The sequence below is a fragment of the Stenotrophomonas sp. A3_2 genome (assembly GCF_036624925.1).
Classification (GTDB): domain Bacteria; phylum Pseudomonadota; class Gammaproteobacteria; order Xanthomonadales; family Xanthomonadaceae; genus Stenotrophomonas; species Stenotrophomonas hibiscicola.
This window is the reverse complement of the sequence record NZ_JAZKVY010000356.1, coordinates 1-20,222: the sequence shown is the minus strand read 5'-3', so window position 1 is coordinate 20,222 and position 20,222 is coordinate 1. Positions and strand designations below refer to the sequence as shown.

The window sequence follows — 20,222 nt, the reverse complement described above, 5'->3', positions numbered from 1 at the left end:
TCGTTCCGTCACGTCCCCGCGAGTACCGTGTCGCGGCATACAACGACAGACAGAACAAAGCCCTCCCAATGAGTCCCCCCTCCCACCGCCGCCTTGCGGCCCTCGGCCTGTACGGCCTGCTGGCTGCTGCCCTCCCGCTTGCCGCCCAGGCGGCCGAACAATGTGGCCCGGACGCGATGCGCGACCATCCGCCGCAGGTCAATTTCCGCGTCGACAACGACCTGTTCGGCGGCCGCCACCAGGATCAGGGCTATACCAACGGTGCGCTGTTGACCCTGGTCTCCCCCAATCTGGTCGATTACACCGACGACCCCTGCCTGCCACGCATGGCGCGCTGGGTGAACCGGTACCTGGAAGGGCTGCATCCGGGCAGGTTCGAACAGCAGAACATGATCTTCAGCATCGGCCAGGGGATTTTCACCCCAACCGATTTCAGCCGCAGGGACCTGATCGAGGACGACCGCCCTTACGCCGGCGTGCTGATCGCAAACTTCGGTTTCAATGCGCGCAGCGGCGACCGCCTGCAGACCACCCAGCTGACACTGGGCGTGGTCGGCCCGTGGGCGCAGGGCAAGCAGGTGCAGAATGCCGTGCATGAAGTGTTGGGCGACGAGAAATTCAAGGGTTGGGGCAACCAGCTGCACAACGAACCACTGTTCATGCTGACCCATGAGCGCATGCGCCGCTGGCCGGGCGATGCCAGCGTCAATGCCGACGGTTGGGGTTGGGACGCGATCAGCCACTACGGCGGGTCGATCGGCAACCTGGAAACCAAGGCCAATTTGGGCGGTGAAGTGCGCTTCGGCTGGAAGCTGCCGGATGACTTCGGCAGCACGCCGTTGCGCCCGGCAGGTGAGAACACGGCGCCGACCCGCGGCGGCCGCCCAAGCGGGTGGTCCTGGCACCTGTTCGCGACCTCCGACGCTGCCTGGGTGATCCGCGACATCACGCTGGATGGCAACACCTTCCGCAACAGCCACAGCGTGGACAAGCGCCATGTGGTGGCCTACGGCGGGTACGGCGTGGCGGTGATGTACGGTCGCTGGAAGTTCGCTGCCGCGCGGTACCACAGCACGCGCGAATTCAACGGCCAGCGCCAATCGCCGGTGTTCGGCAGCTTCACCATCAGTCGTGCGCTGTAGGCCCAGCCTCGGTTCCGCCGGGTGTTGCCCGGCGGACACCGCGCGTGCCTACCAGCTGAAACCCGCGCCGGCAGAAACGCTCTGGTCACTACCACTGAAGGCGCCACCCAAGGACACCGAGACGTTCTTCTTCTCGCCCAGTATCCGCTGGTAACCCACGGCCAACGCCGAACGCCCGTTCTGCGAACCGACACCCGCACCCACGCGGTTGTCGCCGCTCAAACCGGCGGTATTGATTGCCATGCCCGCATAGGCCGCGCTGATCGCCCCCATGCGGTCAAGCCGCGTGTCCATCGCGTTGAAGCGGCCATCGGTGTACTCACGCTCGGCCTTGAAACGATCATCCATCTGCTGCACGTTCACCGCATCGGTCGGGCGTACGCCGGCCGCGACATTGCTGACGACGCGCTCATTGCCCTGGGAGCCCACCGAGAACTCACTGTCGCGGTCAGCCGTAGATCCGGCACCGACAGCAACCGAACTGTTGCCCGTCGCACTGGCGCCTTCGCCCATGGCGACCGAGCCCGTACCCGAGGCCACACTACCCTCGCCCACGGCCACTGCGCCCACGCCGGACGCCGCGCTTCCATTGCCAAGGCCGATCGCGCCCTTGCCGGAAGCATCGCTCCCTTCGCCAATGGCCACCGATCCCTCACCGGTACCGGGGGAGACACCCGGATTGCCCGTGCCGGGATTTCCGGTCCCAGGGCCACCAATGGAACCATCCTCGATCCCACGCTCGATCGAACCCAGCCGGTCGTCCATCTGTCGCCATTGGGCTTCCCAGTTGGCATTCATCTGCCACAGCTGGCTGCCATTGACGGCTTCCATGCTGAACTGGCCAATCTGGCCGGCGGCGACCTTGTCCAGCACCGTGCCACCCGTTCCGCCGAGCGAGGCCCGGGACAGACTTGCATCGTCGTAAGTGAGCACGCTCAGCGTCTCGCCACTGACGGGATCAATCGCGCCAGCCGCCCGCAGCTGCGCGATGGTCACCACGTCATCTTCGTTGACGCCGTTGGCCACGCCGCTCAGGCGCCGGTAGCCATCCCCGCCTGCGAAATCCACCACAGTACCGCCCTTGCCGGCAGCCACGCTCACCACGCCCGTACCGGAATCATGGGTGACGATGCCGGAGGAGCCGTCAGCAAGGCCCGCGACGTCATCACTCAGCGTCTTCAGCGAGCCTTCTGCGCCGGACATGCGCGTCTGCAATCCGCCAACGTCGCTCTCCAGCGAACCCACCTGGGCGCCCAGCTTCGAGGCATCGTCCTTGATCGTGTCGATGTCACTCTCCCCCCGTCCAACGCGCTCATTGGTCGAGAACAGCTGCGCACCGGTGATGGCATCGGCACTGCCTGCAGCGATCACACCGTCAGCCATGTTGGTGATGCGGCGGTTGTCAACGCCATTGCCCACCGATACCGTGTTGGCCGCATTGGTGGTCGCCCCGGCTCCCAAGGCGACGCTGTTACTGTGGCTGGCGGTCGCATCGTAGCCCACCGCTACGCCACCTTCGGCCGAAACAGTACTGGCATTGCCCAGGGCTACTGCCTTCATCTTGGTGGTTGGGGCCCCGAGCACGCTCGCGCCCCCGCCCATAGCCAGCGATCCTCCACCCACGACCTGCGCACCGGGTCCGATCGCAATCGAGTAGTCCGGCGAACCAGTGCCCGGCGAACGTGAGCTGTCCGTCCTTGCTGAATTGCCGATGGCAATGTCGCGCGCGCCCCCCGCTACGGCGTCATCGCCCAGTTCAACCTTGGTGGCAAGCACACTCGACCACGTCACCCCCTGGTCACTGGTGCAGCGCTCGCGCTCCGCATCGGTTGCTTCATTGGCGCAGTCCCCCCTGTCCGCTGCTGCAGCCAGAGCTGCTGGCAGCATCAAGGCACCTGCCAACGCCAATGCCAGCGGGGTGCGCCGCGCAGTGCAACGCGTCGTTGGAGAAATCACGGACATCAGCGTGCGAATGGTCATTGGCATGTACTCCTATGGAATGGGACGGAAAGCCGCAGTGCCCGGCAGTCCTGTTGCGTACATGCTCGACCTGACACGCCGGCAAACCCATCGGACGTGTACCAATTCCACGCGCCGGACCCGGCCCGACAGCGCCGATACAGGCAAAGAAAAAGGCCGGCATTCGCCGGCCTTTTCGTTCACCACGCCGGGGCGTGGATCATTCCGATTCCCACCACATCCAGAAGCTGTCCCACAGGCGCTTGAAGAAGCCGGCCTGTTCGACGGCAGCCACGGCAACCAGCGGCGCTTCGGCGACGACCTTGCCGTCCAGCGTGACCTTCACGGTGCCGATCTGCTGGCCGGCAGTGAACGGTGCCTCCAGGGTCTTGGGCACGTCGATGCTCGGCTTCAGGTCGTTGTAGCGGCCGCGCGGCACGCTGACCAGCATCGGCTGCGCCACGCCCAGCTGCACCTTGTCGGCCGTGCCCTTCCAGACCTTGTGCTCGGCCACGGGCTTGCCCGGCTCGTACAGGCGGTGGGTCTCGAAGAAGCGGAAACCCCAGTTCAGCAGGGCCAGGCTGTCATCAGCGCGCTGCTTTTCCGACGCACCACCCAATACCACGGCGATCAGGCGCTGGTCGCCGCGCTGCGCCGAACTCATCAGGCAGTAACCGGCTTCGGAGGTGTGGCCGGTCTTGATGCCGTCGACGCTGCCATCTCGCCACAGCAGCAGGTTGCGGTTCGGCTGCTTGATGTTGCCGACCTGGAATTCCTTGATCTTGTTGTACGCGTAGGTTTCCGGGTAATCACGCACCATCGCGCGGCCCAGCAGTGCCAGGTCATAGGCGGTGCTGTGGTGGCCTTCGGCGGTCAGGCCGTGGGCGTTGACGAAGTGCGAGTTCTTCATGCCGATCTTGGCGGCGTAGCTGTTCATCAGCGACGCGAAGGCTTCTTCGCTGCCGGCCACATGCTCGGCCAGGGCGATCGCGGCGTCATTGCCGGACTGGATCGCCATGCCCTTTTCCATGTCTTCCAGGCGTGCGGTCTGATTGACCGGGAAGCCGCTGTAGCTGCCATCGGTGCCGGCGCCGCCTTCGCGCCATGCGCGCTCGCTCATCATCACCTGGTCATCCGCACGGACCTTGCCGTTCTTGACCTCGGCGGCAACCACGTAGGACGTCATCACCTTGGTGATGCTGGCCGGGGCCAGCTGCTCGTGGATGTTTTCGCCAGCCAGCACCTGGCCGGTGGCGTAGTCCATCAGCACCCAGGCCTTGGATACGCTCGGCACCGGCGCCGGGGGGGTGGCAACGGTGGCCGGGGCAGCGGCGGCGGCAGGCGCAGGCGTGGCCGGGGTCGGCAGCGGCGTCTGGGCGGAAGCCAGGCCCACCACCAGGGTGGCGGCCAGGGCGGTGGCGGCGGAACGGAAATTCATTGGACAGCAGGCTCCAGGGGACGGCCAGGAATGGAGGGTGGAACGAAGCGGCCATTGTAAGGCCGGGCGAGCCTGGGCCGGCAGCACCAGCCCAGGCGGGTCAATCCTTGACGATCTGCGGCGAACCCAGGCCCAGACCGGCGATGCGGCCGACAAGTTCCGCGGCACTGGCATGGTCGCTGGCGGGAACGCGCAGCCGGAACAGGGTGCGGCCACCGGCGGCGATGTCGCTGATGGTCGCGCCGACAATGCCGGCCGCGTTGAGCTGGCCCATCGCGCGGTTGGCATTGTCGCGGCTGGAGAAGCTGGCGACCTGCACCATCACCGCGCCGACCACCTGCTGCGACAGGCTTGGGGCTGCTGCGGTGGCGGGCACCGTACGCACTGCGGCCGGCGCGACCGTGCGCGGCGCGGCGCTGGCGACTGCAACCGGCGCCATTGTGGGGCTGCGCACCGGCGGTGCGCTCGGCGGCAGGCTGCTGACCGCCACGTCCGGCACCGCGCTGGCCACGCCCTGTGTGGTGGCCGGCTGGCCACGCGCAGGCGTGGCGTCGGCCGGAAGGCGCTTGACCAGGCGATCGATGTCGCTGTCGGCGGTGGCACGCGCAGCCGTTACCGGGCGCGTACTGGCCGCCGCGACAGCCGTTTCGGCGGCACGGCGCTCGCGGCGCGACGGCTTCTGCGCCAGCAGGTTGCCCTCGCCCGGCTGCAACGCGCGCACCTCCACATTGCCGGTACCGCGCTGGGTGATGCCCAGCCGCACTGCGGCGGCATAACTGAGGTCGACCACACGGCCATCATGGAACGGGCCACGGTCGTTGACGCGCACGATCACCGACTCGCCGTTGTCCAGGTTGGTCACACGGGCGAAGCTGGGCAGCGGCAGCGTCTTGTGCGCGGCGGTGAACTGGTACATGTCGTAGACCTCGCGGTTGGAGGTCAGGCGGCCGTGGAACTTGGCGCCGTAGTACGACGCGGTACCGCGCTCGACATAGTTGCGGGTGTCGTCGAGCACCTTGTACGACTTGCCCAGCACCACGTACGGCGACTTGTTGCCGATGGCCGAACGCTCTTCGGCGGTCACTTCCGGCTCGGGAATGCAGGCGACGTTGGGAATGTAGTCCGGGGTGCTGTCGCGCACGCCGGGCTTGTACAGCCCCCCGGCGGTGTAGTTGCCGCGCGTGTTCGGGTCTTCCTTGGCCGCGGCATAGGGCGAGCCCTCCGGGCAATGCGCCGGGCGCGAGCCCCGACCCTGCACCACCGTGCCGCTGGGCTTGCCACCGTGGCCGGCCGTGGCCGGCTTCTTCGGCGCACTGCTGCAGGCAGCCAGCGCGAGGACGATCAAGCTCGGGACCAGCCATCTGATGTTCATGCCGGGGGCAGCTCCTGTCCGGCGATGGCCTGCGACAACTGGAACACGGCCATCGCGTACATCTTCGAGAGGTTGTAGCGGGTGATCGCGTAGTAGTTCTGGAAGCCCAGCCAGTACTGCTTGCCGGTGCTGCCCTCAAGCGTGATCGGCGTTGCGGTGGCGCCCGGCTGCACCGCAGCGCTGGGCTGGTAGCCGCGCTGGGCCAGGTCGGCCAGCGACCAGGTCGGCATCCATTCGGTCGGGTTGAACTCCTCGCGACCCGGCGCCAGCGTGGCCGGTACGGCCACCTGGCCACCACGGACCCAGCCGCCCTTCTTCACGAAGTAATTGGCGATGGACGAGAACACATCGTCGTAGCTGGTGAACAGGTCGCGACGGCCATCGCCATTACCGTCCACGGCGTAATCGAGATAGCTGGACGGCATGAACTGGCCCATGCCCATCGCACCGGCATAGCTGCCCTTGAGCGTGGTGACGTCCAGCTTTTCCTCACGGCCCAGCTCGAACAGCTTGGCCAGCTCATCGCGGAAGAACAGCTCGCGGCGCACTTCGCGTTCCAGCTTGGCCGGGTCGCCACTGCGCGGGTAGTAGAACGCCAGCGTGTACAGCGCATCGAGCACGCGGTGGTTGCCGGCATTTTTCCCGTAACTGGTCTCCACGCCGATGATCGCCACGATCACCTCGGCCGGCACGCCGGTGCGCTGCTGCACGCGATCCAGTTCGGCACGATGCTGGGCCAAGAACGCGCGGCCGCCATCGATGCGTGCCTTGCTGATGAACATCGGCCGGTATTCGTTCCACGGTTTGACCCGTTCGGCCGGACGCGACATGGCGGCGATGATCGGCTGGCGCACCTGCGCCTGGTCGAGCACGCTGCTGATCTGCTCCGGCCTCAGGCCATAGCGCTTGGCGGTATCGGCAATGAAGCGGGCCCGTGCAACCTCGAACGGCACCGGGGTGAGATCGACCGGCGGTGCGGTGGCGGCAGCGGCTTCAGGCGCGGCCTCGGCCGGACCATGGGCCTTGGCGGACGGCTGGCGCGGCGTGCTGCTGGCCTGCGGCGAAGACGGTGGGGACTTCGGCTGGGTCGCGCAGGCGACCAGGCCGAGGGTGAGCATGCAGGCCAGAGTGCGTCGAATCATCGTCGCAGGTTAGCAGGTCATGGATGAATTAAAACCCCTAACACCATGAATCACAACGATTTGCGCCCGTTCAGCGGGAAATGTGAAGACGTCGTGATCGGGCTTCCCCATTCAGATAGAGGTGGCCGGTTGCGTCCCCATCCCCGCAGACGCAACCGGCGACCGGATCCGGTCGATACCTGCGCGGCTGCCGCTCCCCAGTGGCAGTGCCCCGCGCTCCCTGTATCCGTTGGATCAGTACTGCTCCCGCCCGACGCCCCCTCGCGCTGCATCGATTGACGGCGCGCCGTGCCGAACGGGCCGCCATTGTGCAGGCCGATTACGACAAGTCCATTGATCAAGATCAACGCGGCGTAAAAGTGTGAACCAGCTAACGTTTTTTGCGGACTTTGGTCAGCGGGTGTGCTGCCGTGCATCGTTGTGAGAACGATTCCACAACGGGCGTTGCGCAGAGTCAGGAAGTTTCCAGCCAACGGCGCTGCCCCTGGTGGGTGGTGTCTGGGTGGTCGCGGAAAGGAGAAGCCGCGGGTGGGCCGGTCGGGTTGGGTGCGCGGGGGACGCCGTGAATCCGTCCCTGGAGGCTTGGCAGCCGCATCCATGCGGCTGACACCCCCGCGTACCCAACCCGACCGGCCTCTGACAGATTTCGGAGGTCTGCCACCCACGGAGAAGAAAAAGAAGATCAAAAGATCGCGACGCTGCGCTTGCTCGTGACCCGAGCATGGATCGGCTCTACACAAGGCAATGAAGCGACCCGCCAGGCCGCCTTTGCTTTTGATCTTCTTTTTCTTCTCCGGGGGAGACGCGCACGGAACCTGTCCGTGGCCGGGTAGATGGGCTGCGCAGGGGCGTGAGCCGCATGGATGCGGCGACCGAGCTTACATGGATGTACTTGCAGCGTCCCCTGCGCGGCCCATCTACCCGGCCCCACCCATGAACTGCTTTGCGCGGTCATCCACGAGGGGCTGCGCCGTTGGCTGGAAACCCTATCCCCCGTGCACGGGTCGGTGCCCGCGCACCGCCATCACCAGCCCGATACCCGCCAGCAGCGACACCGCCGAGGTACCGCCATAACTGATCAACGGCATCGGAATGCCCACCACCGGCAGCAGGCCGGAAATCATCCCGCCGTTCACCAGTACGTACACGAAGAACGCCAACCCCAGGCTGCCGGCCAGCAACCCTGCGTGCGTGTCGCGGGCGTGCACCGCGATCCACAGGCAGCGGCCGACCACGAACAGGTACAGCGCAAACACGGTGGCCACGCCGATCCAGCCGAACTCTTCGGCCAGCACCGAGAACGCGAAGTCCGTGGTGTACTCAGGCAGGAAGTCCAGCGTGGCCTGGGTGCCCTGCCCCCAGCCACGACCCTGCCAGCCACCGGAACCGATCGCGATGCGTGACTGCAGGATGTTCCAGCCGGTGCCGAGCGGGTCTGCCGCCGGATCGAGGAAGGTCAGCACGCGATCCTTCTGGTACTGACGCAACAGACCGAACCATGCCAGGGGTGCGGCCACCGCAAGCCCTGTTGCCCCGGTCGCCACCCATCCCCAGTGCAGGCCCGCCAGCAACAAGGCGAACACGCCGCTGGCGGTGACCAGCGTTGCGGTACCGAGGTTGGGCTGCATCAGGATCAGTACTGCAGGCATGCCGATCAGCACCGCAGCCGTCAGTACCGTGCGTGGCGACGGCGGCAGCGGTTGGCGATGCAGGTACCAGGCCATCATCAGCGGCAGGCTGAGCTTGAGCAGTTCGGACGGTTGCAGGTAGAACACGCCGAGGTTGAGCCAGCGCTGCCCGTATTTGCCGGTGCCGACCACGTAGACCGCCATCAGCGGCAGCATCGACAACGCATACAACGCTGGTGTCCACGCCCGCAGGCGCAGCAGCGAAACACGCGACAGCAGCCACATCGCCACCAGGCCACCGGCAAAGCGCGCCGCCTGCCCGGCCACGGGGCCGGACACGCTGTGCAGCACCGCCAGGCCGACGCCCATCAGGATCAACAACGCAACCAGCAACGGCAGATCGATCGTGCGCACCGCCTCACGGCAGCCGCCAAGCAGTCGTTTCCATTCCACACGGCCACGGTAGCAATGCGTGCTTGCGTGAAGCTGTCAGCGCGGTGCCGCATTTGTAGAGTCGAGCCATGCCCGACTGCCTTTCATACAGCAGAAGCAGCCGAGCATGGCTCGGCTCTACAAGAATCAGGAGCAGGAAGCGCGGCGGCTAGCCGTAGCCGCCGTGCACCGGGTTGTGGCTGCGCACCGCCATCACCAGGCCGAAGCCGGCCAGCAGTGACACCGCCGAGGTACCGCCGTAACTGATCAGCGGCATCGGCACGCCCACCACCGGCAGCAGGCCGGAAATCATCCCGCCGTTGACCAGTACGTAGACGAAGAATGCCAGTCCGGTGGCCCCGGCAAGCAGGCGCGAATAGGAATCGCGCGATTGGCTGGCAACCCACAGGCAACGCCCGATCACCAGCAGGTACAGCGCCAGCACGGTGGCCACGCCGATCCAGCCGAATTCCTCGCTCAGCACCGAGAACGCGAAGTCGGTGGTCTGCTCGGGAATGAAGTTCAGGTGCGACTGCGAGCCCTCGCCCCAGCCCTTGCCATCGAAGCCCCCGGAACCGATCGCGATCTTCGACTGGATGATGTTCCAGCCGGCGCCAAGCGCGTCCATTTCCGGGTCCAGGAACATCATGATTCGGTCCTTCTGGTACGGCCGCAGCAGCCAGAACCAGGCCACCGGCGCGACCGCGGCCACGCCGCCTACGCCCAGCCCGACCCACCACCACGGCAGGCCTGCCAGCAGCAGCACGAACACGCCACTGGCGGCGATCAGCACACCGGTGCCGAAGTCCGGCTGCAGCATCACCAGGCCGGTCGGTACGCCGATGATGACCAAGGCCACGAGCACGGTATTGAAGCGCGGTGGCAGCGGCATCCTGTGCAGGTACCAGGCCACCATCATCGGCAGGCTCACCTTCAGCAGCTCGGCCGGCTGCAGGTAGAAGAACTTCAGGTCCAGCCACTGCCGGCCATACTTGCCGGTGCCGAGCACGAACACCGCCAGCAACGGAATCATCGAGATTGCATAGATCATCGGCGTGGCCGAGCGGATGCGCAGGATAGGCACGCGCGAGATGCCCCACAGCGCCGCCATGCCCACCGCGAAGCGCGCGCCCTGGGCCATCACCAGGCTGTCGCCTCCGGCACTCTTCAGGGTCGCCAGGCCGATCACCATCAGCGCGCCGAGGGCCAGGCACAGCACCCAGTCCAGCGTACTGAAGAAGCGGCGCAGCATGTCGCCGGCCCAACGCAGGAACACTCTCATCGTGCGGGCTCCGCAGGGGTCGGCCGTGGCGTGGCCGGCAACGCGGCGGCCTGCGCATCCGGCTGCGGCGCGGGTGCAGGCGCCGGTGCAGGCACGCCGATCAGCACCGGATGTTCTCCCACCTGTGCAGCGGCAAGGTCGCCGGCCTGGCGCGCGCTCGCGTCTTCGTTGTCGAACGCGGTGGCGCCGATGGCAGTGGTGCCGCGCTCGCTGTCCAGCGGCTGCATGCCTTCGGGCATCTTGCCCAGCAGGTAGGCATCGAACACCTTGCGGGCGATCGGCGCCGCGGCTGAACCACCGTAGCCACCGCCTTCCACCGCCACCGCAATCGCGATCACCGGGTTTTCGACCGGCGCGAAGCCAACGAACAGCGCGCGGTGGCGCAGGTGCATCGGCAGGCTCTTCGGGTTCACTGCAGCAGTGCCCTTGCGGCTGATGACCTGTGCGGTACCGGTCTTGCCGGCCATCACGTACGGCGCACCCACCGCCACGCGCCAGCCGCTGCCGCCGGGCCGCATGGTCGCCATCATGCCCTCGCGCACGGCCTGCACGTTGTTGGGGTTGGGGCTGATCGGCTTGCTTTCGCCGGCCGGCATTGCCGTCCAGTCGCTGTCGAATCCTTCGCGCTGCTGGATCACCAGGTGCGGGGTGCGCAGCTGGCCGTCGGCCAGCGCGCTGACGCCGCGCGCCAGCTGCAGCGGGGTGACCTTCCAGTCGCCCTGGCCGATGCTGATGTTGACCGTGTCGCCCGGGAACCAGGCTTCCTTGCGGGTCTTCCGCTTGTAGGCCGGCGACGGCAGGATGCCGCCGATTTCGCCGGTGAGGTCGATGCCGGTCGGCTGGCCGAAGCCGTAGTACTCCATGTAATGGTCGAAGCGCTCGATGCCCAGGTCCAGCGCCAGCTTGTAGTAATAGGTATTGACCGATTCGGCGATCGACTTGCGCAGGTCGGTCCAGCCGTGGCCGCCGCGATGCGCATCACCCCAGCCACGTGAAGTGCCGGGCAGGTAGAACATGCCGGTGGACAGCACCTTGTCTTCCGGGCGGCGCACGCCCGAATCCAGGCCGGCCAGGCCGATCAGGGGTTTCAGCGTGGAACCGGGGGCGACGCCACCGAGCACCAGGCGGTTGAACTGCGGCCGCGACGGGTTTTCGTTCAATGCCTTGAAGTCGGCATGGGAAATGCCGTTGACGAACAGGTTGGGGTCGTAGGACGGCAGGCTGACCATCGCCAGCACTTCGCCGGTACGCGGGTCCATCGCCACCGCCGAGCCTTCCTGGTCGCCGAAGGCAGCCACCATCGCGCGCTGCAGGTCGGCGTCGATCGACAGCCGCAGGTCCGCACCGGACTGCGCGGCCACCCGGCCGATGGTGCGGATCGCGCGGCCCTGCACGTTGGTCTCGACCTGTTCATAGCCGACCCGGCCACGCAGCTGCTGCTCGTAATAGCGCTCCAGGCCGGATTTGCCGATGTGGGTCAGCGCGGCATTACCTTCGCCGAGGATTTCCAGATCCTTGTCATCGACGCGACCGACGTAGCCGATGATGTGCGCGAACAGATCGCCATACGGGTAGCGCCGGGTCAGGTAGGGTTCCAGCTCGACCCCCGGGAAACGCCAGCGGTCGACGGCAAAGCGCGCCATCTCCTCGTCGCTCATGCGCAGCTTCAGCGTGACCGGCAGGAACTTGCGGCGCGCCTTGCGCGACTTGTTGAACGCTTCCAGCTCTTCCGGGCTGATGTTGATGATCTTCGCCAGCCCTTCCAGGGTGGCGTCCATGTCCTTGACCTTGTCCGGGGTCACGTCCAGGCGGAACGCCGGCACGTTCTCGGCCAGCAGGCGGCCATTGCGGTCGTAGATCATGCCGCGCCCGGGCACCACCGGCCGCGGCTTGATGCGGTTGGCTTCCGAGCGCGTGGCATAGACGTCGTGGTCCAGCACCTGCAGCTTGAAGTACCAGCCGCCCAGCCCCAGCAGGCAGACCAGCACGCCCAGGAAACCGAGCGCCGCGCGACGGCGGAACTGCTCGGCTTCGGCGTGTGGATTCTTGACCTGGCGGCGCGGAATCATGGCTCAGCGCCCGCGCTTGCCGAAGCGCACCGCGTCCAGCAGCACGAACACCAGCGGCCACAGGCCCATGCCCAGCAGCGGGGCCCACCAGTACGACCACGGCAGGGTCGGTTCGCCCACCAGGATGTGCACCAGTGCGCTGACGATGCGGTCGTTGAACAGCAGGCCGCCGATGGCCAGCATCTGCTGCGACATCGGGAAGAAGCGGATGCGCGCGCGGAAGCGCTGCAGGATGAAAGCCAGCATCACCAGCCGCAGTGCCTGCTCGCCGAGGACACCGCCGTACAGCAGGTCGGCGATGACGCCGCTGGCGAAGGCGATGCCCAGGCCGACGCGCTCGGGCGCTTCGATGACCCAGTACGCCAGCACCAGCGCCAGCCAGTACGGGCGCAGCGGCTGCAGCAGCGCCGGCAACGGCAGCAGGCCCAGCAGCAGCGCCACCACCAGGCTGGCCGGCAGCACCCATGGCTTGTCGCGCAGGCGGCTCATCGCTGCGCCTCCGGCGTGGTCGGTTGCCGGCCAGCGGCCGGCACTACCGGGGCGCTGACCGGAGCTGGCGTCGTTGCCGCTGGCGCGGTTCCCACGGGCACGGTGGCGCCGGTGGCCGGGCCACCCGGGGCGGTTTCTTCCAGCTGCAGGCGCAGCTCCGGCGGAATGCGGATCGCCGCGCCCGGGCGCAGCAGCAGCACGTCGCGGCCGCGGTCGAGCTGCGCCGCCGGCTTCAGTTCGCCGACCAGGAACGCATGGGTGTCGTCCGGTCGCAGGCCGGTGATGGTGCCGACCGGGAAGCCGGCCGGGAAACGACCGCCAAGACCGGAGGTGACGATCTCATCGCCCACTTCCACCCCGGCGCTGAGCGGAATATCGCGCAGTTCCAGCGTGTCGCCGCGGCCATAGACGATCAGGCGAACGCCGTTGCGGGCCACGGTGACCGGCACGGCATGGTCAGGGTCGGTCAGCAACAGCACGGTAGAGGTGCCGCCGGTGACGCTGATCACCTGGCCCATCAGGCCGCCGGCGTCGATCACCGCCTGGCCGACATGCACGCCCTCGCGGCTGCCGGCATCGAGTACCAGGCGCTGTTTGACCGGGTCCAGGTCGATGTCCAGGATCGGCGCCAGCTGCACGTCCAGGCCACTGCGCTCGGCCACGTTCAGCAGTTCGCGCAGCTGGGCATTGTCCAGTGCGGCGGTCTGCAGGCGGGTCAGGCGCGCGTTGGCCAGCAGCAGCTGGTTGCGCAGTTCGCGGTTCTCGGCGACCAGCTGGCTGTGGCTGGCGGCAGAATCCTTGACCTGGTTGCCGAGCTTGCCGGGCAGGCCGGCCAGTGCCCAGACCGGCTGCACCAGGCTGTTGGCCTGCTCGCGCAGGCGCGCCAGCCAGCCGGCCTGGTCATCGAGCACGATCAGCGTGATGGCCAACGCGAGATAGGCCAGCAACCGCAGGGGGCTGGCGGCATCACCGGATCGGGAGGCGACGGGAGGACCGGCGTAGGGCGGCACGGCAACGATTCAACTGGCAGAAGGCGGAAGGGAAACACGCGGGCGCCCCGCCGGTGCCGGCCCGCCATCACGGCGGGCCGCACCCCGGAAGGGCGCGGCGGGCAGGAACGGCCGGGACGGCTTATTCCGGCGCAAAGAACTCGTTGCCGTGCATGTCCACCAGCTCCAGCGCACGACCGCCGCCGCGGGCCACGCAGGTCAGCGGATCGTCGGCCACCTGCACGTGCAGGCCGGTTTCCTCGGAGATCAGGCGGTCCAGGTCGCGCAGCAGGGCGCCGCCACCGGTCAGCACGATGCCGCGCTCGGCGACGTCGGCGCACAGTTCCGGCGGGGTCTGCTCCAGCGCCAGCTTCACCGCGCTGACGATGCCCGACAGCGGTTCGTGCAGGGCCTCGAGCACCTCGTTGGAGCTGATCTTGATCATCTTCGGCACGCCCTCGGCGAGGTTGCGGCCGGAGATTTCCATCTCGATCACTTCCGCCTGCGGGTAGGCGCAGCCCAGCTCGACCTTGATGCGCTCGGCGGTGGCTTCACCGATCAGCATGCCGTGGTTGCGGCGCACGTAGTTGGTGATGGACTCGTCGAAGCGGTCGCCGCCGATGCGGACCGAGGCCGAATAGACGATGCCGTTGAGCGAGATCACCGCCACTTCGGTGGTGCCGCCGCCGATGTCGATGACCATCGAGCCACGGGCTTCGGTGACCGGCATGCCGGCGCCGATCGCGGCGGCCATCGGCTCTTCGATCAGGAACACGTCACGGGCACCGGCTTCCTCGGCCGATTCCTTGATCGCGCGGCGCTCGACCTGGGTCGAACCGGCCGGCACGCAGACCAGCACGCGCGGGCTCGGGCGCAGCACGCGCGACTTGTGCACCTTCTTGATGAAGTGCTTGAGCATCGCCTCGGTGTAGGTGAAGTCGGCGATGACGCCGTCCTTCATCGGGCGGATGGTGGTGATGTGGCCCGGGGTACGGCCCAGCATCTGCTTGGCTTCGGCGCCCACGGCTGCCACCGAGCGGGTGCCACCGATGGCACGGTCCTGGCGCACGGCCACGACCGATGGCTCGTTCAGTACGATCCCCTGCCCGCGCACGTAGATGAGGGTGTTGGCCGTGCCCAGGTCGATGGACAGGTCGTTGGAGAACATGCCACGGAGTTTCTTGAACATCTGAGGAAGGAGTCCTGAGGGGTGTCGTGCCCGCCGCGGGATGGCGAAAAAATGGGCAGAAATCGAGGCCGACAAGCCTAGCAACCCGCCTGCCGCCGAGCAAGGAAAAAACTAGCTGAACCCGCGTCTTCACAGGCTTTCGGCCTGATCAGGTCTCACCCGGTTCTGGCCCTGAGCGGCACCAGCGGGTAACCTTTGCGCCGTCGGGCGCCCAAGGGCGCCGTTTGCTTGCCCGCTGAACCGGGCCGGCCCACCCCAAAATTCACCGCATAGGCTTACATCGATGTCCGCTCTGATCTGTGGTTCTCTTGCCTTCGACACCATCATGGTGTTCCCGGACCAGTTCAAGAATCACATCCTGCCGGACAAGGTGCACATCCTGAACGTGTCGTTCCTGGTCCCACGCATGCGCCGCGAGTTCGGCGGCTGCGCCGGCAACATCGCCTACAACCTGCACCTGCTGGGTGGCCAGCCGATCCCGATGGGCACGGTGGGATCGGACTTCGGCCCGTACCGCGAGTACTTCGAAGGCCTGGGCATCGACCTGTCGCGCGTGCGCGTGATCGATGAGCTGTTCACCCCGCAGGCGTTCATCACCACCGATCACGACAACAACCAGATCACCGCCTTCCACCCGGGCGCGATGATGCGTTCCTACGAGAACCACGTGCGTGGCGTGCCGGGCGTGACCCTGGGCCTGGTCGGCCCGGACGGCCGCGAAGGCATGATCCAGAACGCGCAGGAATTCCACGAGGACGGCATCCCGTTCATCTTCGACCCGGGCCAGGCCATGCCGCTGTTCAACGGCCCGGAGCTGCGCGCGTTCATCGATCAGGCCGACTACGTGGTGGTCAACGACTACGAGTCGAACCTGCTGCAGGAGCGCACCGGCTGGGACGAAAAGGAGATCGTCAGCCGGGTCAAGGCCTACATCACCACCCGTGGCCCGAAGGGTGCGGTCATCCACACCCCGGAAAAGAGCTACGACATCCCGCCGGCGCACGAGCGCCGCGTGGTCGACCCGACCGGCTGTGGCGACGCCTTCCGCGCCGGCCTGATCTACGGCATCCAGAAGGGCTACGACTGGCTGACCATCGGCCGCATGGGCAACCTGATGGGCGCGCTGAAGGTCGAACACCCGGGCACGCAGAACCAGCGCTTCACTTTCGATGAGTTCAACGAGCAGTTCAAGCAGCAATTTGGCTACGCGCTTAGCGCGTAACCAAATTGCTCGCGCATTCCACCTTATCCCCGCGCCTTCGGCGCGCCCCCTTGAACAACACGGGGGCTTTCCACCCGATGCGCTGCTGGGAATGCTGTTGGTAGGTGTCGACCTTGGTCGACACACTGTTTGATTCCTGTAGAGCCGAGCCATGCTCGGCTTGCGCGCGCCAGCGCGATCTGACCGGAGAGCAGCCGAGCGTGGGCTCGGCTCTACATCATCAGGCGCCCTGCCAGGCAGCCAACAAGGCGCGGCAATCGGCGAAATGCCAGTCGGCACGGCCCGGCCACGGATTTTCCGGCAGATTGACCAGCACGGTGTGCGTGCCTGCGGCACGGCCGCACTCCAGGTCGTAGGCGTGGTCACCGACCATCACTGCCTCCGCAGCCCCGATCCCCCAACGCCGCAGATGCTGCTGCAGGCCATCCGGTGAGGGTTTGGGCACCGCTTCATCGCGGCCGATGATGTCGGCATCGTCGAACAACGCCCCGACCCCGATCGCGTCCAAGGTCAGCTTCGCCAGCGCATGATCATTGCGGGTCAGGATGCCGAGCCGGCAGCCTGCCGCCGACAACGCGCGCAGCAGCTTCAGCGCACCCGGTGCCGGCAGTGCGTCCTCGGCCAGCGCGCGCTCATGATCCAGCAGCCACGCGCGCTTGGCCTGCGCCGGTGCGTCCGGCAAGGCCGCAATATGGTCAAGGATGTCTTCCTCGGCCGCGATCTCCAGCGCGCGGCGGATCGCGGCGAAATCATGCACGGCGACGGTCAGCGTGCCATCCATGTCGAACACCCAGTGCCGGATCGCGGACAACGCGTGCACGGCGCTGCCCGCCGCAACGATCACTGCCACCACTGCGGCATGCGGCTGGCGTCGACGCCACCGGTTTCGAACACAGCAGTGCGGGTGCCACCGGCCTTGACCGGGAACTCGATGCTGATCGATTTGCCCTTGCGCGCCAGCTTCCACAGCGCCTTCTGATCGGTGATGAACAGGGCGATGGCTTCATCGGTCTTCGGGCGCCACGCGGCCATCGACACCGGCTTGCCGTCGTCCACGGTCACTTTCACCGTGCACTGCGGGCAACGGAAATCGCCGGCCTGCAGCACCAGATACGCATGCCGCTTCCACTCCGGATGATCGCGGAACACCAGCTGCACCGGCTTGGCGCCGCTGCCATCCACGTCCACCCGTTCCTTGCTGTAGATCTGCGCCGAAACCTGGTTGCCCTTGTTGCCCACCGGAATCTGGTTGTACTGCCATAGCGCCTGCATGCGGCGCAGGTCGCGCGCGGCATCGCCCTTGGCCTTGACCTCGTCGAAGCCTGCGGCGATGCGGTCGGCGGCAGCGGTGTCCTTGTACTGGTCCAGCAGCGAGGCACCATGCAGGCGTGCGCGTTCCCAGTCCTGCGCGGCCACGGCCATGTCGTACTGCTTGGCCACGTCTTCGGCCTTGGCCTCCTTCTGCGCCTGCACGGCGGCCGCGGCGGCTTCCTGCGCCTTGCGCTCTTCCTCGGGGTTGCTGCAGGCGGCCAGGGCCAAGGTGCAGGCGGTGAGCAGGATCAGTCGTTTCATGGCGGAGGTCCTTTGCGAGTGCATCCCGATTCTATCGGCAGCGAAAAGCGGATACACCAACGGCGGGTTTCCCCGCCGTTGGTGGTGAAGCAGTGACCGGTTGCCGGCCAGCGGCCGGCACTACCGCTTACTTGGCTTCAGCCTTGGCCAGCATGTCCTGGACCGAGGCGGTGGTGATCGGGTGGTAGCCCGGCTTGGCCTTTTCGAAGGCCTGCTTGGCCAGCTCCAGCCCCTTCGGGGTCTTCACCAGTTCGGCGTAGATCGGCAGGATCAGCTTGCGACGGCCGACGCGCTCGATGAATGCCGCCGCGCCTTCATTGGCCTGCTCGTAGCCGCTGCGGATCGCCAGCGGGTACCAGCGCATGGCGATTTCGCCATTCGGGGTGCCGGTGAAGTGGAAGGCCTTGTCCAGCGTGGCCAGCTTGTCCAGCGGCTGGGTCGCGCCCAGGCCGTCGATGAAGCGCACCCATTCCTGGGTGCTCCAGTCGGCGATGACCTGGCTGCTGGGCACGGTGCCGGCGCTGGCAAAGGCGATGCGTGCGGTATCGACGCTGCTGAAGTTGCGCGACTGCGCCTTGGCCGCGAACGCCGGGATACCCGGCTCGTCCAGCCATGCCTTCAGTTCGGCCTCGGTCACTGCCGACGGATTCTTCGGCAGCAGGTTCTTCTTCATGTAGTCGACGAACTGGTCGGTGTTCGCGCTCTGGAAAGCATGGTCATCGAACCAGCCGCGCAGGAACGGATCGAAGGTCTCGCGGCCGAAGCGCTGCTCCAGGAACTCCAGGAACCATGCACCCTTGACGTAGGCGACCTGGCTGAGCGCTTCGTCGGGGTCGCGCTCGTTCAGCGGCGGCAGCGCCAGCGCCTGGTCGGCCGGGCTCATGTCCTTCACTTCGGCCAGCAGGTCGGTCTGGTCGATCTGCTTCTCCATCTCGGCCATCTCCTTGCCGTACAGGGCTTCGGTGATGCGGCCCTGGACGTAGGTAGTGAAGCCTTCATTGAGCCAGATGTCCTTCCAGCTGGCGTTGGTCACCAGGTTGCCCGACCAGCTGTGCGCCAGTTCATGGGCGACCAGCGAGACCAGCGACTTGTCGCCGACGATCACGGTCGGGGTGGCGAAGGTCAGGCGCGGGTTCTCCATGCCGCCGAACGGGAACGACGGCGGCAGCACCAGCATGTCGTAGCGGCCCCAGCGGTATTCGCCGTACAGCTTCTCGGCGGCACCGATCATCTTCTCGGTGTCCTCGAATTCCTTGGCGGCCTTGTTGACCATGGTCGGCTCGGCCCAGACGCCGGAGCGGCCGGAGATCGGCTCGAACACCAGGTCGCCGGCAGCGATGGCCAGCAGGTAGGACGGAATCGGCTGCGGCATCTTGAAGGTGTAGTCACCGTCACGCGCGGCCTTCGGATCGTTGTCGGCGCTCATCAGCACCATCACGTCCGGGCGCGAGACCACGTGCGCGCTGTAGGTGAAACGCACGCTCGGGGTGTCCTGCAGCGGCACCCACGAACGGGCGTGGATGGCCTGCGACTGGCTGAACATGAAGGGCAGCTTCTTGCCCTCGGTCATCGACGGCGCCAGCCACTGCAGGCCCGAGGCGGTCGGTGCGGTGTGGTAGCTCACTTCCACCTTGGCCGGCTGTTCCGGGGCCTCGATGGTCAGCTTGCTGCCGAACACCTTGTCAGCGGCGGCCAGCTCGAACTTCAGCGGGCTGCGCGCGCCATCGGCGGCGACGGCCTCGACCTTGGACACGGTCAGCTCGCGGGTGTCGAGCACCAGCTGCCTGGCGTCCTTCTGCTTCCATTCCAGGGTGTAGGTGGCGGTGCCGCCGATCTGCTTCTGGTCGAAGTCCAGCTTCAGATCCAGCGCGATGTCCTTGATGACGACCTTGTCCGGCTCGGCGTACGAGCTTTCGTCGTGGCTGCGGTTCTCGGCGTTCACGGGGGCGGCAGGGGCCTTTGCGGCAGTCGGGGCGGCGGCGGGCGCGGCCGCCTCCTGGGAGCAGCCGGCGGCCAGGGCCACGGCCAGCGGAAGGAGCATCAGCGGATTACGCATGAATCGGGACCGTTACGGGGATCAAACCCCAATGGTAACTCCCTCCGGCCGCGCAGGCGTTGCGCGGTGCGGGGTAATGGCGGCCCACAGCACCGGTAGTGGCGGGGGGGGGGCGGGGCCCCCCCCCCCCCCCCCCCCCCCCACTACCGGTGCTGTGGGCCGCCATTACCCCGCACCGCGCAACGCCTGCGCGGCCGGAGGGAGTTACCATTGGGGTTTGATCCCCGTAACGGTCCCGATT

General features: G+C 66.9%; 15 protein-coding genes and 1 pseudogene. 2 read left to right on the top strand and 14 right to left on the bottom strand.

The genetic code is table 11. From position 1 onward, the window contains the following. The first annotated feature begins 68 nt into the window (after positions 1 to 68). A complete protein-coding gene (locus tag R5H29_RS18880; protein WP_332329612.1) occupies positions 69 to 1,142 on the top strand; it encodes a lipid A deacylase LpxR family protein in 1,074 nt (357 codons plus the stop codon). Positions 1,143 to 1,190: 48 nt separating this feature from the next. Here the strand turns inward: R5H29_RS18880 and R5H29_RS18875 are convergent, their stop codons facing one another. The 11 genes and pseudogenes from R5H29_RS18875 to R5H29_RS18830 form a co-directional block, all read right to left on the bottom strand. Continuing rightward, entirely contained in the window at positions 1,191 to 2,702 is a 1,512-nt protein-coding gene (locus tag R5H29_RS18875; RefSeq protein ID WP_332329611.1) for a YadA-like family protein, read from the bottom strand. Positions 2,703 to 2,738: 36 nt separating this feature from the next. Then, positions 2,739 to 3,029: pseudogene (locus R5H29_RS22995) on the bottom strand (hypothetical protein); the annotation flags it as partial. Positions 3,030 to 3,321: 292 nt separating this feature from the next. Then, a complete protein-coding gene (locus tag R5H29_RS18870; RefSeq protein WP_134729964.1) occupies positions 3,322 to 4,539 on the bottom strand; it encodes a D-alanyl-D-alanine carboxypeptidase family protein in 1,218 nt (405 codons plus the stop codon). A gap of 100 nt (positions 4,540 to 4,639) precedes the next feature. Further along, positions 4,640 to 5,911, bottom strand: coding sequence for a septal ring lytic transglycosylase RlpA family protein (locus tag R5H29_RS18865; RefSeq protein ID WP_019660679.1), 1,272 nt, complete (start codon positions 5,909 to 5,911; stop codon positions 4,640 to 4,642). Further along, complete coding sequence (gene mltB / locus R5H29_RS18860; RefSeq protein WP_332329610.1) at positions 5,908 to 7,053, bottom strand: lytic murein transglycosylase B; 1,146 nt, start codon at positions 7,051 to 7,053, stop codon at positions 5,908 to 5,910. Before mltB ends, R5H29_RS18865 begins: the two co-directional genes overlap by 4 nt. A gap of 986 nt (positions 7,054 to 8,039) precedes the next feature. Continuing rightward, positions 8,040 to 9,134 (bottom strand): rod shape-determining protein RodA, encoded by a 1,095-nt coding sequence (rodA, locus tag R5H29_RS18855; protein ID WP_332329609.1) that lies wholly within the window; start codon positions 9,132 to 9,134, stop codon positions 8,040 to 8,042. A 148-nt stretch (positions 9,135 to 9,282) separates the two neighbouring features. Next, complete coding sequence (gene rodA, locus R5H29_RS18850) at positions 9,283 to 10,395, bottom strand: rod shape-determining protein RodA (protein WP_332329608.1); 1,113 nt, start codon at positions 10,393 to 10,395, stop codon at positions 9,283 to 9,285. Continuing rightward, on the bottom strand, positions 10,392 to 12,464 hold the full coding sequence (gene mrdA, locus R5H29_RS18845) for a penicillin-binding protein 2 (RefSeq protein ID WP_155030138.1): 2,073 nt from the start codon (positions 12,462 to 12,464) through the stop codon (positions 10,392 to 10,394). Before mrdA ends, rodA (R5H29_RS18850) begins: the two co-directional genes overlap by 4 nt. Before the next feature lie 3 nt (positions 12,465 to 12,467). Further along, the gene (gene mreD / locus R5H29_RS18840; protein ID WP_019660684.1) at positions 12,468 to 12,953 is read right to left on the bottom strand and encodes a rod shape-determining protein MreD; all 486 of its coding nucleotides are present in this window, start codon (positions 12,951 to 12,953) and stop codon (positions 12,468 to 12,470) included. Then, positions 12,950 to 13,963, bottom strand: coding sequence for a rod shape-determining protein MreC (gene mreC / locus R5H29_RS18835; RefSeq protein WP_312542127.1), 1,014 nt, complete (start codon positions 13,961 to 13,963; stop codon positions 12,950 to 12,952). The genes mreD and mreC overlap by 4 nt, the downstream gene beginning before the upstream one ends. A gap of 121 nt (positions 13,964 to 14,084) precedes the next feature. After that, on the bottom strand, positions 14,085 to 15,131 hold the full coding sequence (locus R5H29_RS18830; RefSeq protein WP_005419402.1) for a rod shape-determining protein: 1,047 nt from the start codon (positions 15,129 to 15,131) through the stop codon (positions 14,085 to 14,087). 283 nt (positions 15,132 to 15,414) lie between these two features. On the opposite strand from R5H29_RS18830, the gene R5H29_RS18825 reads away from it, so the two are divergent. Continuing rightward, a complete protein-coding gene (locus R5H29_RS18825) occupies positions 15,415 to 16,353 on the top strand; it encodes a carbohydrate kinase family protein (RefSeq protein ID WP_019660686.1) in 939 nt (312 codons plus the stop codon). 220 nt (positions 16,354 to 16,573) lie between these two features. On the opposite strand, the gene R5H29_RS18820 is transcribed toward R5H29_RS18825, so the two are convergent. The 3 genes from R5H29_RS18820 to R5H29_RS18810 form a co-directional block, all read right to left on the bottom strand. Then, the gene (locus R5H29_RS18820; RefSeq protein ID WP_134730128.1) at positions 16,574 to 17,194 is read right to left on the bottom strand and encodes an HAD family hydrolase; all 621 of its coding nucleotides are present in this window, start codon (positions 17,192 to 17,194) and stop codon (positions 16,574 to 16,576) included. Further along, entirely contained in the window at positions 17,194 to 17,925 is a 732-nt protein-coding gene (locus tag R5H29_RS18815) for a hypothetical protein (RefSeq protein WP_329846483.1), read from the bottom strand. Before R5H29_RS18815 ends, R5H29_RS18820 begins: the two co-directional genes overlap by 1 nt. A gap of 127 nt (positions 17,926 to 18,052) precedes the next feature. Then, the gene (locus tag R5H29_RS18810; RefSeq protein ID WP_049450433.1) at positions 18,053 to 19,981 is read right to left on the bottom strand and encodes a M1 family metallopeptidase; all 1,929 of its coding nucleotides are present in this window, start codon (positions 19,979 to 19,981) and stop codon (positions 18,053 to 18,055) included. Between the last annotated feature and the right edge of the window lie 241 nt (positions 19,982 to 20,222).

Bases quoted from the DNA above. Each gene is read 5' to 3' on its own strand.
- R5H29_RS18870 (WP_134729964.1), bottom strand. From the start codon at position 4,539: ATGAATTTCCGTTCCGCCGCCACCGCCCTGGCCGCCACCCTGGTGGTG.
- mltB (WP_332329610.1), bottom strand. From the start codon at position 7,053: ATGATTCGACGCACTCTGGCCTGCATGCTCACCCTCGGCCTGGTCGCC.
- R5H29_RS18865 (WP_019660679.1), bottom strand. From the start codon at position 5,911: ATGAACATCAGATGGCTGGTCCCGAGCTTGATCGTCCTCGCGCTGGCT.
- R5H29_RS18875 (WP_332329611.1), bottom strand. From the start codon at position 2,702: ATGAAGGCAGTAGCCCTGGGCAATGCCAGTACTGTTTCGGCCGAAGGT.
- R5H29_RS18810 (WP_049450433.1), bottom strand. From the start codon at position 19,981: ATGCGTAATCCGCTGATGCTCCTTCCGCTGGCCGTGGCCCTGGCCGCC.
- R5H29_RS18815 (WP_329846483.1), bottom strand. From the start codon at position 17,925: ATGAAACGACTGATCCTGCTCACCGCCTGCACCTTGGCCCTGGCCGCC.
- mreD (WP_019660684.1), bottom strand. From the start codon at position 12,953: ATGAGCCGCCTGCGCGACAAGCCATGGGTGCTGCCGGCCAGCCTGGTG.
- mrdA (WP_155030138.1), bottom strand. From the start codon at position 12,464: ATGATTCCGCGCCGCCAGGTCAAGAATCCACACGCCGAAGCCGAGCAG.
- rodA (WP_332329608.1), bottom strand. From the start codon at position 10,395: ATGAGAGTGTTCCTGCGTTGGGCCGGCGACATGCTGCGCCGCTTCTTC.
- R5H29_RS18830 (WP_005419402.1), bottom strand. From the start codon at position 15,131: ATGTTCAAGAAACTCCGTGGCATGTTCTCCAACGACCTGTCCATCGAC.
- R5H29_RS18825 (WP_019660686.1), top strand. From the start codon at position 15,415: ATGTCCGCTCTGATCTGTGGTTCTCTTGCCTTCGACACCATCATGGTG.
- R5H29_RS18880 (WP_332329612.1), top strand. From the start codon at position 69: ATGAGTCCCCCCTCCCACCGCCGCCTTGCGGCCCTCGGCCTGTACGGC.